The sequence below is a fragment of the Pseudomonas sp. TMB3-21 genome, assembly GCF_054898145.1.
Genome location: NZ_CM142718.1, coordinates 356,271 through 370,184 on the forward strand (window position 1 = coordinate 356,271; position 13,914 = coordinate 370,184).

The following is a 13,914-nucleotide window of genomic DNA, read 5'->3' on the forward strand; positions in this document are numbered from 1 at the left end:
AAAACCGGCGCGCATTATAGGGCCGTCAGCGGCCAAGAGCATCTTTGGTGTATGAACGGCTTTATTCAGGCAAGACAGAACCAAGAATTGTCCTACAAGGTCCAAGCTAAGAACTTACGGTAAGTTCGAGTGCCCAATGTCGGGCTTTTCCCTGTCCGCTGTACGGTCAGTGAACGCCCAGTGTAGGATGCGCGCCCCATGCCCCTAGGCAGTCAGCCGCCGACCGTTCCTTCGTTCAGCAGCCCCTGGAACCCGAAAAAGTTATGTCATCGCGTAAATTTGGACTCAACCTGGTCGTGGTGCTCGCCATCGCTGCCTTGTTTACCGGCTTCTGGGCGCTGATCAATCGCCCGGTCACCGCCCCCAATTGGCCTGAACAAATCTCCGGCTTTTCCTATTCGCCTTTTCAGCAAGGCCAATACCCGCAAAAAGATCAGTACCCGAGTGACGATGAAATGCGTCGCGACCTGGAGATCATGAGCAAGCTCACGGACAACATCCGGACTTACTCGGTCGACGGCCCGTTGGGCAACATCCCCAAACTGGCTGAAGAATTCGGTCTGCGGGTAACACTGGGCATCTGGATCAGCCCGGACGAGGAGCGCAACGAACGGGAAATCCTCAAAGCCATCGAAATTGCCAACAGCTCACGTAGTGTGGTTCGCGTGGTTGTAGGCAACGAGGCGATTTTCCGTAAGGAAATTACCGCTGCCGAGCTCAGCATCATTCTCGACCGCGTTCGCGCCGCCGTGAAAGTGCCGGTGACCACGTCCGAGCAGTGGCACATCTGGGAAGAGAACCCGAGCCTGGCCAAGCACGTTGACCTGATCGCTGCCCACGTGCTGCCTTACTGGGAACACGTGCCCATGGAGCAATCGGGCCAATTCGTCCTCGATCGCGCTCGCGATCTGAAGAAAATGTTCCCGAAAAAGCCCCTGCTGCTGTCGGAGGTCGGCTGGCCGAGCAACGGTCGCATGCGCGGTGGTGCGGATGCGTCGCCAGCCGATCAGGCGATCTACCTGCGCACGCTGGTTAACAAGCTCAATCGCCAAGGCTTCAACTACTTCGTGATCGAAGCGTTTGACCAGCCGTGGAAGGCCAGCGATGAAGGTTCGGTGGGCGCTTATTGGGGCGTGTTCAACGCTGCACGCCAGCAGAAATTCAATTTCGAAGGGCCAGTCGTGGCCATTCCGCAATGGCGCGTACTGGCGGTCGGTTCTGTGGTGCTGGCGCTGCTGTCGCTGACCCTGCTGATGATCGACGGCTCTGCCCTGCGTCAACGTGGCCGCACCTTCCTGACCTTTATCGCGTTTCTTTGCGGTTCGGTCCTGGTGTGGATCGGTTATGACTACAGCCTGCAATACAGCACCTGGTTCAGCCTGACTGTAGGAATACTGCTGGCCCTTGGTGCACTCGGGGTATTTATCGTCCTGCTGACCGAGGCACATGAACTGGCCGAAGCGGTCTGGACCCACAAGCGGCGTCGGGAATTCCTGCCCGTGGAGGGCGATTCAGACTACAGGCCAAAAGTATCGATTCACGTGCCTTGTTACAACGAGCCGCCGGAGATGGTTAAACAGACTCTCAACGCGCTGGCCAAGCTTGACTATCCGGACTTCGAAGTCCTGATCATCGACAACAACACCAAGGACCCGGCGGTCTGGGAACCGGTGCGCGATTATTGCGAAACCCTCGGCCCGCGCTTCAAGTTCTTCCACGTCGCACCGCTGGCAGGTTTCAAGGGTGGCGCGTTGAATTACCTGATTCCGCACACCGCCAAGGATGCCGAAGTCATTGCCGTGATCGACTCGGACTACTGCGTCGATCCAAACTGGCTGAAGCACATGGTGCCGCACTTCGCCGATCCGAAAATCGCCGTGGTGCAGTCGCCGCAGGACTATCGCGACCAGAACGAAAGCACCTTCAAAAAGCTCTGCTATGCGGAATACAAAGGCTTCTTCCACATCGGCATGGTCACCCGCAACGACCGCGACGCAATCATCCAGCACGGCACCATGACGATGACCCGTCGCTCAGTGCTCGAGGAACTCGGCTGGGCCGACTGGTGCATCTGTGAAGATGCGGAGCTGGGATTGCGTGTGTTCGAGAAAGGTCTGTCGGCTGCGTACTACCACACCAGTTATGGCAAAGGCCTGATGCCCGATACGTTTATCGACTTCAAGAAACAGCGATTCCGCTGGGCCTACGGGGCGATTCAGATCATCAAGCGTCACACTGCGAGCCTGTTGCGCGGCAAGGGTTCGGAGCTCACCCGTGGCCAGCGCTATCACTTCCTCGCGGGCTGGTTGCCGTGGGTCGCCGATGGCATGAACATCTTCTTTACCGTCGGCGCACTGTTGTGGTCGGCGGCGATGATCATCGTGCCGCAGCGGGTCGATCCGCCGTTGCTGATCTTCGCAATCCCGCCGCTGGCGCTGTTCGTGTTCAAGGTCGGCAAGATCATCTTCTTGTACCGTCGCGCGGTGGGCGTCAATCTGAAAGATGCTTTCTGCGCCGCACTCGCCGGTCTGGCGTTGTCGCACACCATCGCCAAAGCGGTGCTGTACGGTTTCTTCACCACGAGCATTCCGTTTTTCCGCACACCGAAGAACGCCGATAACCACGGTTTCTGGGTGGCGATCTCGGAGGCCCGCGAAGAAGTGTTCATCATGCTGCTGCTGTGGGGCGCGGCGCTGGGGATTTATCTGGTGAACGGCATGCCAAGCAATGACATGCGCTTCTGGGTCATCATGTTGCTGGTGCAGTCGCTGCCGTATCTGGCGGCGCTGATCATGGCGTTCCTGTCTTCGCTGCCGAAACCGGCACTCGAAGCGCAGACGGCACCGGCAGTCTAAATCTGTACAGATGCACTAAACGGCGGCCAATGGTCGCCGTTTTGCTTTAAGATAACCGCCATTTTGCAGGGCTTGGCGTGATATCCATCCCTGTGGGGGCGAGCCTGCTCGCGATGGCAACGTAACAATCCCGGTTTATGTTGACTGCCTCACCGCCATCGCCAGCAGGCTGGCTCCCACAATTAGTCCGCGCCCACATTCATGATTTCCGGAGTTTTCCATGACGGCCCACGCCGACCTTTCGCCGACCCTTCAACTCGCCATCGACCTGATCCGCCGTCCCTCCGTGACGCCGGTCGACGCCGATTGCCAGAAGCAGATGATGCAGCGCCTGGGCGATGCCGGCTTTCAGCTCGAGCCGATGCGCATCGAAGATGTGGATAACTTCTGGGCGACCCACGGCAAACATGACGGTCCGGTGCTGTGCTTCGCCGGTCACACCGATGTGGTCCCGACCGGTCCCGTTACGGCATGGCAAATCGACCCGTTCAACGCGGTCATCGACGAACACGGCATGCTCTGCGGCCGTGGCGCCGCGGACATGAAAGGCAGTCTCGCGTCGATGACCGTGGCCGCCGAACGCTTCGTCACCGACTACCCGGACCACAAGGGCAAGGTCGCTTTCCTGATCACCAGCGACGAAGAAGGCCCGGCGCACCACGGCACCAAAGCGGTGATCGAACGTCTCGCTGCGCGCAAGGAACGTCTGGACTGGTGCATCGTCGGCGAGCCGTCGAGCACCACCCTGGTGGGCGATGTGGTCAAGAACGGGCGTCGCGGATCGCTCGGGGCCAAACTGACCGTGCGCGGTATCCAGGGCCATGTGGCCTACCCGCACCTGGCGAAAAACCCGATCCACCTCGCCGCCCCGGCGCTGACCGAACTCGCCGCCGAACACTGGGACCACGGCAACGATTTCTTCCCGCCGACCAGTTTCCAGATCTCCAACGTCAATTCCGGCACCGGCGCAACCAACGTGATCCCGGGTGATCTGGTGGCGGTGTTCAACTTCCGTTTCTCCACTGAATCCACGGTGGAAGGTCTGCAGAAACGCGTCGCCGACATCCTCGATAAACATGGTTTGGACTGGCACATCGACTGGGCGCTGTCCGGGCTGCCGTTTCTGACCGAGCCGGGCGCCTTGCTGGACGCCGTGGCGTCGAGCATCAAGGACATCACCGGGCGGGAAACCAAAGCATCCACCAGCGGCGGCACGTCTGACGGACGCTTCATCGCGACCATGGGCACGCAAGTGGTCGAACTGGGCCCGGTCAACGCGACGATCCATCAGGTCAACGAACGCGTCCTCGCTGCAGACCTCGATGTGCTGACCGAAATCTACTACCAGACCCTGATCAAGTTGCTCGCCTGATGCTCGCTTGCCCGATCTGCAGTGAACCGCTGAATGCGGTCGACAATGGCGTGGCCTGCCCCGCCGGGCATCGTTTCGACCGCGCGCGTCAGGGTTATCTGAACCTGCTGCCGGTGCAGCACAAAAACAGCCGCGACCCTGGGGATAACCTGGCGATGGTCGAAGCCCGCCGTGACTTTCTGAACGCCGGGCACTACGCACCGGTGGCCAAACGTCTCGCCGAACTGGCGGCCGGATACGCGCCGCAACGCTGGCTCGACATCGGTTGTGGCGAGGGTTACTACACGGCGCAAATCGCCGAAGCCTTGCCGCAGGCGGATGGCTACGCGCTGGACATCTCGCGGGAAGCGGTCAAACGCGCCTGCAAACGTGATCCGCAGCTGACCTGGTTGATCGCCAGCATGGCGCGCGTGCCATTGGCGTCCGGCAGTTGCCAGTTTCTCGCCAGCGTCTTCAGCCCTCTGGACTGGGAAGAAGCCAAACGTCTGCTCAGCCCCGGTGGCGGCCTGATGAAAGTCGGTCCCACCAGCGGCCATTTGATGGAATTGCGCGAACGTCTTTACGACGAAGTGCGTGAGTACACGGATGACAAGCATTTGGCGCTGGTGCCCGAAGGCATGGCGTTGCAACACAGCGAGACGCTTGAATTCAAACTGACGCTGGCAAGCGGCCAGGATCGCGCCAACCTGCTGGCGATGACGCCTCACGGCTGGCGCGCCAGTGCCGAACGACGGGCGGCGGTGATCGAGCAGGCGGAGCCGTTCGAGGTGACCGTGTCGATGCGTTACGATTACTTCGTACTTCAATAATTTATGGCCTTGAGCGACCGCTTGAAGCCGGCTAAATCCGCGAATGGATTTTTCAGACCCGCAGTGAGGACATCCATGCGCCAACCCGATATCGAGATTTACCTGAAAGACGCCGACGCCGACTACAAGGCCGTCGCAGCCTGGCTCAGCACCGCGTTGGGTCCGTGCACTGACTGGGTGCAGAAAGGCCAAACGTACAAATGCAAGGCGGGTAGCGTGCCGGTGACCTGGCTGCCCAAGGCTGTAGGAAAATGGAACAGCCTGTACCTGGAAAGCGACCAGACGCCGTGGGAAGACGACATCGCCTGCGCCCGCGCCGCGTTTGCCGCACTGAATGTCGAAGTGCGTTGCGCGCCGGGGAGTTGGGTCGAGGAAGAAGGTGAAGAAACAGCCGATCGCTGGATGCGGATCAGTGCTGATGGTGAAGAAGAGATCACCTGGAAAACTGCATAAAGGCTGTACCCCGATCAACTGTAGGAGTGAGCCTGCTCGCGATAGCGCCCTTTCAGTCAACATCAATGTTGAATGCCGGTCAGTCATCGCGAGCAGGCTCGCTCCTACAGGTGTTATGGGTGATCTGAGGAGTGAGTTACAAACCCACAACATCCTCAGCCTGCAACCCCTTCTCCCCCGTCACCACAGCGTACTCAACCTGCTGACCCTCAGCCAGCGAGCGATGCCCTTCACCGCGGATCGCGCGGTAATGCACAAACACGTCCACCCCGTCATCACGCTGAATGAAGCCATAGCCCTTGGCATCGTTGAACCACTTCACATTGCCGGTTACGCGCGTAGCCATAAGTTGCTGCCCCTTGTTTTTATTGTTGAGCGGGCGAGTATAGGTCAGCCCCGTAATCTCTCAACTCAACTTTACTTCCGCGCTTTTTTGCCGATTTTCGGCGAATACGGCACACTGTCGCACCCCGAGCAAACGCTCGGTTTTATTCACTCACGCAGAAGCCGTATGACCCGCTCCCCGTTCCGTCGTCTTGTGTTTGGCACCCTGCGCCGGCTGTTGTACCTCTGGGTTCGCTCGGAGACGATCAATCAGTCGTCGTTCACCCTCAACCTCGACCGCAGCCGCCCGGTGTTCTACGTCCTGCAAAACCCTTCAATGACCGACCTTGCCGTGGTCGATACCGAATGCACCAAGGCCGGCCTGCCCCGGCCGGTATTGCCGGTGTCAGTGGGGACACTGCTCGAACCCGCTGCGTTTTTCTACCTGACGCCCGAGCCCGACTGGCTCGGTCGTCAGGACAAACGCGGCGCACCGCCGACCCTGACCCGTCTGGTCAGCGCCCTGAGCCAGAACGCCGCCGAAGATGCGCAGATCATCCCGGTCAGCGTGTTCTGGGGCCAGTCGCCCGACAGCGAATCGAGCCCGTGGAAACTGCTCTTCGCCGACAGCTGGGCGGTCACCGGGCGGTTGCGCCGGTTGCTCAGCATCATCGTGCTGGGGCGCAAGACCCGCGTGCAGTTCTCCGCGCCGATCCATCTGCGCGAGCTGATCGATCACAACAAGGGCCACGAGCGCACCGTGCGCATGGCCCAGCGCATCCTGCGCGTACACTTCCGCAACCTCAAAGCCGCCGTGATCGGCCCCGACATTTCTCACCGTCGCAACCTGGTCAAAGGTCTGCTCAATCAACCGCTGGTCAGGCAAGCGATCCTTGATGAGGCCGAGCGCGAGAACATTTCCCCCGAGAAAGCCAAGGCCCAGGCGCTGCGCTATGGCAACGAAATCGCATCGGATTACACCTACACCGCGATCCGCTTTCTCGAAGTGGTGTTGAGCTGGTTCTGGAACAAGATTTACGACGGGATCAAGGTCAACCACATCGAAGGCGTGCAGAAGGTCGCCCAGGGTCACGAGGTCATCTATGTACCGTGTCACCGCAGCCACATCGACTACCTGCTGCTGTCCTATCTGCTGTTCCGCAACGGCCTGACACCGCCGCACATTGCCGCCGGCATCAACCTCAACATGCCGGTGATCGGCAGCCTGCTGCGGCGCGGCGGTGCGTTCTTCATGCGTCGCACCTTCAAGGGCAATCCGCTGTACACCTCGGTGTTCAACGAATACCTGCACACCCTGTTCACCAAAGGTTTTCCGGTCGAGTACTTCGTCGAGGGTGGCCGCTCGCGCACCGGGCGCATGCTGCAACCGAAAACCGGGATGCTGGCGATCACCCTGCGCAGCTTCTTGCGCTCCTCGCGGATGCCGATTGTGTTCATCCCGGTATATATCGGTTATGAACGCGTGCTTGAAGGGCGGACTTATCTCGGCGAACTGCGCGGCGCCACCAAGAAGAAAGAATCGATCTTCGACATCTTCAAAGTCATCGGCGCGTTGAAGCAGCGTTTTGGTCAAGTCGCGGTGAACTTCGGCGAGCCGATCAAGCTGGCTGAATTCCTCGACAGCGAACAGCCCGACTGGCGCCAGCAGGAACTCGGCCCGCAGTTCAAACCGGCCTGGCTCAACGAAACCACCAACCGCTTGGGCGAGAAAGTCGCGCAGCATCTGAACGAAGCGGCGGCGATCAACCCGGTCAATCTGGTCGCGCTGGCGCTGTTGTCCACCACGCGTCTGGCCCTGGATGATCGCGCCATGGCGCGGGTGCTCGATCTCTACCTGGCGCTGCTGCGCAAGGTGCCGTACTCGCCGCACACCACGCTGCCGGAGGGTGATGGCCGAGCATTGATAGAACACGTGAAGGACATGGATCTGCTGTCTGAACAGAACGATGCCCTGGGCAAGATTCTGTATCTGGATGAGCAGAATGCGGTCCTGATGACGTATTACCGCAACAACGTGCTGCACATTTTCGCGTTGCCCGCGCTGCTGGCGAGCTTCTTCCAGAGCACGTCGCGCATGAGCCGTGAACAGATCCTGCGGTACACCCGGGCGCTGTATCCGTACCTGCAATCGGAGCTGTTCATTCGCTGGTCGCTGGACGAACTGGATGCGGTGGTCGATCAGTGGCTCGAAGCTTTCGTCGAACAAGGCCTGCTGCGTTTCGAAAACGATGTCTATTTGCGTCCGGCGCCAAGCTCGCGGCATTTCGTGTTGCTGACGCTGCTCTCGAAAAGCATTGCGCAAACCTTGCAGCGCTTCTACATGACCGTGTCGCTGCTGCTCAACAGCGGCCAGAACAGCCTCAGCGCCGAAGAACTGGAAGACTTGTGCACGGTCATGGCCCAGCGCCTGTCGATCCTGCATGGTCTGAACGCACCGGAATTTTTCGACAAGAGCCTGTTCCGCCACTTCATCCAGACGCTGCTCGACCTCGATGTGCTCCGGCGCGATGAAGCGGGCAAGTTGAGTTATCACCCGTTGCTTGGCGAACTCGCCGAGGGTGCGGCCAAACGGGTACTGCCGGCGGAAATTCGTTTGTCGATCCGTCAGGTGGCGCTGCATCGCAGTGAAGATGCGGCGGACCTGCCCGCCGTACCGCCCGAGGCCTGATTCAAAAGCAGCGGTGTACAACCGCTGCCCCATCCGTTTTTGTTGAGAGGAAGCCGCCATGCTCCGCCCTACCCTACGCTTTGCCGGCCTGTGCGCAGGCCTGATGATTTCCGCCAGCGCGCTTGCACTGTCGCTCAATGACCTGTCGCAAAAGGATGCTACCGGCGGATTGAAAGATGCACTGACGCAAAGTGCACAACTGGCCGTCAAACAACTCGGCGCACCGGGCGGCTTCAGCAACAATCCCGAGGTGAAAATCGAACTGCCGGGCAAACTGGGCAAAGTCGCCAGCAAGATGAAAGCGTTCGGCATGGGCGCTCAAGTCGATCAACTGGAAACCAGTATGAACAAGGCCGCCGAGGCCGCCGTGATTCAGGCCCAGCCAATCCTCGTCGACGCGGTGAAAAAAATGACCGTAGAAGATGCCAAAGGCATCCTCAGCGGCGGCAACGACTCGGCTACGCAATACCTGAGCCAGACCAGCCGTGAACAGATCCGCCTGAAATTCCTGCCGATCGTCAAAAAAGCCACTGATCAGGTCGGTCTGGCCAGGCAGTACAACTCGTTTGCCGGACAGGCGGCCGCCTTTGGTGTCGTCGATACGAAGAGCGCCAATATTGAAGGTTATGTGACGGAACAGGCGCTGAATGGCCTGTTTGAAATGATCGGCAAACAGGAAGAAACCATCCGCCAGAACCCGGCGGCTGCAGCGACCAGTCTGGCGAAGAAAGTGTTCGGTACGCTTTGATTCTGCGGTAGGCGCAAAGCTTGCTCGCGATGGCGGGGTGTCAGAACACACGTTCATGACGGGTGCGCCGCCTTCGCGAGCAAGCTCTGCTCCTACAAATCGGGGCTTTGCGCCCGCAGGAAGTACACCCATTCACGGCCCATCTTGCGTTTCTCGAACACATTGACGGCCACCAGTCCATTCAGTGTTGCCGACGCGGTGTTGTAGGAGCAGCCCAGGTTCTCCTGCACATTGCTCGCCGTAAACTCTTTCGCCATGCCACTCTTCGCCACCTGAAACACGGCTCGTTGTTTCTCTGTAAGGCGATCAAGAAAACCGGATGCCAGCAGCCACCGGTCAAAGCGGTCCACCTCCGCCAGACTTCTGCGGTAGACCTCGGTAAATCCCCCCACGGCGCGCAGCACCACTGAGCACTGGAAATCGATGAAATACGTCAGATCCAGATCATCTGCTTCGCTATCCAGATAAGAGCGCGCGTATTTCACCGGGGCATTGCGCAGCAGGATGCTGATCGCGATGTAGCGAAACGCTGAGTAATCGTTCTTGAACATGAACCAGTAGAACAGCGCCCGCGCCACTCGACCGTTGCCATCGCGGAACGGATGTTCGTAGCCCAGCGCAAAATGCAAGGCAATGGCCTTGATCAGTGGATGAAGGTAACTGGCTTGAGCCGGGTCGCCATGAGACTGATTGATCCAGTCTGCCAGCAACTTCAGCCGTGAGCGGACCCCGGCAGCGGGAGGCGGCATGTGCACGGTATTGCCCTCGTGATCCTGAACCACCACTTCATCATTGCACCGCAATGTTCCGGGCGAATACTGCGCATCGTCTATACCTTCTACACCCACGCGATGCATCGCAGTAATCAGCTCTGGACTCAAGGGTTCGTAGCGCTGCTCCCAAGCAAAAGTCATCATTTTGAAATTACCGATGACCATCCGCTCATCGGGGGTGCGTGGCAGCCGATGACGTTTGAGCATGTCCTTGGCTACCCGCGTGGTGGTAGCCGCGCCTTCAAGCTGACTGCTGCTGATGGCTTCGTCTTCGATCAGATCATTCAACAGATAGCTGAAATGGGCACGCTCGCCGATCTGGCCCGTCATGTACTCGAGTGCCGCTGTGGTCGTCTGCCGATCCACTGCAGAAATGGCTTTCTGCGCCAGTGGAGTCCACATGAACCGTCCCCACTGAAGCGGTTCTCCCAGAGGCAGAAGACTCAGGTGCTGCGCAGTTCGTGCTTTCCTGACCATTGCCCAACACAAATGCGGATCCAGCCCGGAACCCCACCGAAAACGCAATTTATCGAACGGCAGGTAGCGGCCCTGGTCATCCAGCGGCTTCAACAGCGCGAGATAATCCGCAAGCCGCTCTTTGTGCGGCGACCTTATCAACAGGTCAAACACCGGGTCGGATCTGCCCGTCAGTGATGGAGGCTTTCTCATAAGAAATTTTCTGGAAATGAGCTATGAGTACAGCATCCACGGGGGCCTCACTCAATATCGGACAGGTCCGAAAATTTTGTAGGAGTCAGGACTGGTCGCAGTCTCGAGGGCGATACGTATGTCACGCGTAAAGCCCTCTTCTTTCAACACTACGCTTCCCGCTGAACCCGAAACCAGGCCGCATACAACGCCGGCAAAAACAACAACGTCAACGCGGTGGCCACGATCAACCCGCCCATGATCGCCACCGCCATCGGCCCGAAAAACACGCTGCGTGACAGCGGAATCATCGCCAGCACAGCCGCCAGCGCCGTCAAAACGATCGGGCGGAAGCGTCGCACTGTCGCCTCGATAATCGCCTGCCAAGGCTTCAGCCCCGCCGCGATGTCCTGCTCGATCTGATCCACCAGAATCACCGAATTACGCATGATCATCCCCGACAGCGCAATCGTCCCCAGCATCGCCACGAACCCGAAAGGTTGACGAAACACCATCAGAAACAACGTCACCCCGATCAACCCCAGTGGCGCCGTCAGAAACACCATCACCGTGCGTGAGAAACTTCGCAGTTGCAGCATCAGCAACGTCAGCACCACCACGATAAACAGCGGCACCCCGGCCTTCACCGAATTCTGCCCGCGCGCCGAGTCCTCCACCGTGCCACCCACGTCCAGCAAATAGCCATCCGGCAGTTGCGCGCGAATCGGATCCAGCGTCGGCATGATCTGCTGCACCAGCGTCGCCGGTTGCTGCTTGCCATAAATATCGGCGCGGACCGTGACGTTAGGCAGCCGATTGCGATGCCAGATGATGCCCTCTTCAAAGCCATATTCGAGCGTGGCGATTTGCGACAAGGCCACGCTGCGACCGTTGTCAGTGGGCACCGCGAGACTCGGCAGCAACGATAATTCGGTGCGCTCATGCAGGGTGCCGCGCAGCAGAATCTCGATCAACTCGTTGTCTTCGCGATACTGACTGACGCTCGACCCCGTGAGCGAACTCTGAAGAAACTTCGCCAGGTTCGCCGTGCTCACGCCGAGCGCCCGCGCGCGGTCCTGATCGACATTCAGATAGACGACCTTGCTCGGTTCTTCCCAATCGAGGTGGACATTGACCACATGCGGATTCTCGCGAACCTTGGCGGCGACTTTTCTTGCCAGCGCGCGCACTTCCTCGATGTGCTCACCGGTCACCCGAAACTGCACCGGATACCCCACGGGCGGGCCGTTCTCTAGTCGAGTGACCCGCGAACGCAGGGTCGGGAATTGCTCATTGAGCGTTTCGATCAGCCACAGGCGCAGCGTCTCGCGCTCTTCGATGGTTTTGGCCAGGACGACAAACTGGGCGAAGCTCGCCGCAGGAAGTTGCTGATCGAGCGGTAGGTAAAATCGCGGAGAACCGGTGCCGACATAGGCCACATAGTTGTCGATGCCGGCATGGTCCTTGAGCAGCGCTTCCAGGCGCTTGACCTCAACGGCGGTGTTGCTCAGGGACGCGCCCTCGGCCAGTTTCAAGTCAACCATCAATTCAAGACGACCGGATGCCGGGAAGAACTGTTGTGGGACAAACCGGAACAGCACGACCGACGCAACGAACAACGCAACGGTCAGCACGATCACGGTTTTGCGGCGTCGCACGCACCACTCCACCAGTCGCCTCACACGCTGATAAAACGGCGTGCCATAAGGGTCGAACTCGCCGTTGGCGGTACCGTGTTTGGCGGCGTGAATTTTCGCCAGATCGGGCAGGAGTTTTTCCCCCAGATACGGTACAAAAACCACCGCTGCCACCCACGATGCCAGCAGCGCGATGGTCACCACCTGGAAGATCGAACGGGTGTATTCCCCGGTGCCCGACTGCGCAGTGGCGATCGGCAGGAAACCGGCGGCAGTGATCAGCGTACCGGTGAGCATCGGAAACGCGGTGCTGGTCCAGGCGTAACTCGCGGCTTTCACCCGGTCGAAGCCCTGCTCCATTTTGATCGCCATCATTTCCACCGCAATGATCGCGTCGTCCACCAGCAACCCCAACGCCAGCACCAGCGCGCCGAGAGAAATCTTGTGCAGGCCGATGCCGAGGTAATACATGCAGGCAAAGGTCATCGCCAGCACCAGCGGAATCGCCAGCGCCACCACCATGCCGGTGCGCACGCCGAGTGAGAAGAAGCTCACCAGCAACACAATCGCCAAGGCCTCCACCAGCACCTGGACGAATTCTCCGACTCCGGTTTTCACCGCCGCCGGCTGATCGGAGACTTTGCGCAGTTGCATGCCCGCCGGCAGGTTTTTCTGGATCCGCGCGAACTCGACTTCCAGCGCCTTGCCCAGTACCAGAATGTCGCCACCGTCCTTCATGGCGACGGCCAGACCGATCGCGTCCTCTGCCATGAAACGCATGCGTGGCGCAGGGGGATCGTTGAAACCGCGCCGCACATTGGCGACATCGGAGATACGGAACGTGCGATCGCCGACGCGGATCGGGAAGTTTTTTATCTCTTCAACTGTCTGAAAATTGCCCGACACCCGTAGCTGCAATCGTTCGCTGGTGGTTTCGAAAAAGCCCGCCGTCGACACTGCATTCTGTTCCTGCAGCGCCTGCTGCACTGCCGCCAGTGGCAAACCAAGGGTGGCCAGTTTGACGTTGGACAGTTCGACCCAGATCTTCTCGTCCTGCAGCCCCAACAGGTCGACCTTGCCGACATCCTTCACCCGTTGCAGCTGGATCTGCACTCGGTCGGCGTAGTCCTTGAGCACGGCGTAGTCAAAACCGTCGCCGGTCAACGCGTAGATGTTGCCGAACGTGGTGCCGAATTCATCGTTGAAAAACGGCCCTTGCACCCCGGGCGGCAGGGTGTGACGGATGTCGCTGACCTTCTTGCGGACCTGATACCAGAGCTCGGGGATGTCCACCGAATGCATGGAATCGCGGGCAATAAACGTCACTTGCGATTCACCGGGGCGCGAGAACGAGACAATGCGTTCGTACTCGCCGGTTTCCATCAGCTTCTTTTCGATGCGCTCGGTGACCTGCCGCGAGACTTCTTCCGCGGTCGCCCCCGGCCAGATCGTGCGCACGACCATGGCTTTGAAGGTGAACGGCGGATCTTCACTTTGTCCAAGCTTGGTGTAGGAAAGTGCGCCAACAACCGCGAGCAGGATCATCAGGAACAGTACAATCTGGCGATTACGTAGCGCCCATTCGGAAAGATTGAAACCCATCGGG

The 13,914-nt window shown here is 59.3% G+C and carries 9 protein-coding genes; 6 read left to right on the forward strand and 3 right to left on the reverse strand.

The genetic code is table 11. The features are described from left to right. The first annotated feature begins 263 nt into the window (after window positions 1-263). The 4 genes from ACYZTS_RS01825 to ACYZTS_RS01840 all read left to right on the forward strand — a co-directional run bounded on the left by ACYZTS_RS01825 (window position 264) and on the right by ACYZTS_RS01840 (window position 5,489). On the forward strand, window positions 264-2,855 hold the full coding sequence (locus ACYZTS_RS01825; protein ID WP_028622567.1) for a glycosyltransferase: 2,592 nt from the start codon (window positions 264-266) through the stop codon (window positions 2,853-2,855). Window positions 2,856-3,075: 220 nt separating this feature from the next. Next, entirely contained in the window at window positions 3,076-4,227 is a 1,152-nt protein-coding gene (gene dapE / locus ACYZTS_RS01830; RefSeq protein ID WP_461993596.1) for a succinyl-diaminopimelate desuccinylase, read from the forward strand. Then, on the forward strand, window positions 4,227-5,036 hold the full coding sequence (locus tag ACYZTS_RS01835) for a putative RNA methyltransferase (protein ID WP_461993598.1): 810 nt from the start codon (window positions 4,227-4,229) through the stop codon (window positions 5,034-5,036). The genes dapE and ACYZTS_RS01835 overlap by 1 nt, the downstream gene beginning before the upstream one ends. 75 nt (window positions 5,037-5,111) lie before the next feature. Next, on the forward strand, window positions 5,112-5,489 hold the full coding sequence (locus ACYZTS_RS01840) for a hypothetical protein (RefSeq protein WP_028622570.1): 378 nt from the start codon (window positions 5,112-5,114) through the stop codon (window positions 5,487-5,489). 136 nt (window positions 5,490-5,625) lie between these two features. On the opposite strand, the gene ACYZTS_RS01845 is transcribed toward ACYZTS_RS01840, so the two are convergent. Then, on the reverse strand, window positions 5,626-5,835 hold the full coding sequence (locus ACYZTS_RS01845; RefSeq protein WP_028622571.1) for a cold-shock protein: 210 nt from the start codon (window positions 5,833-5,835) through the stop codon (window positions 5,626-5,628). 165 nt (window positions 5,836-6,000) lie between these two features. Here ACYZTS_RS01845 and plsB point away from each other — a divergent pair, with 165 nt between their 5' ends. Both plsB and ACYZTS_RS01855 read left to right on the forward strand, forming a co-directional pair. Beyond that, window positions 6,001-8,502, forward strand: coding sequence for a glycerol-3-phosphate 1-O-acyltransferase PlsB (gene plsB / locus ACYZTS_RS01850; RefSeq protein WP_461993600.1), 2,502 nt, complete (start codon window positions 6,001-6,003; stop codon window positions 8,500-8,502). A gap of 58 nt (window positions 8,503-8,560) precedes the next feature. Further along, the gene (locus ACYZTS_RS01855; protein ID WP_461993602.1) at window positions 8,561-9,250 is read left to right on the forward strand and encodes a DUF4197 domain-containing protein; all 690 of its coding nucleotides are present in this window, start codon (window positions 8,561-8,563) and stop codon (window positions 9,248-9,250) included. 92 nt (window positions 9,251-9,342) lie between these two features. Here the strand turns inward: ACYZTS_RS01855 and ACYZTS_RS01860 are convergent, their stop codons facing one another. Continuing rightward, complete coding sequence (locus tag ACYZTS_RS01860; RefSeq protein ID WP_461993604.1) at window positions 9,343-10,692, reverse strand: Fic family protein; 1,350 nt, start codon at window positions 10,690-10,692, stop codon at window positions 9,343-9,345. Between the two features lie 149 nt (window positions 10,693-10,841). After that, window positions 10,842-13,910 (reverse strand): efflux RND transporter permease subunit, encoded by a 3,069-nt coding sequence (locus ACYZTS_RS01865; protein WP_461993606.1) that lies wholly within the window; start codon window positions 13,908-13,910, stop codon window positions 10,842-10,844. Between the last annotated feature and the right edge of the window lie 4 nt (window positions 13,911-13,914).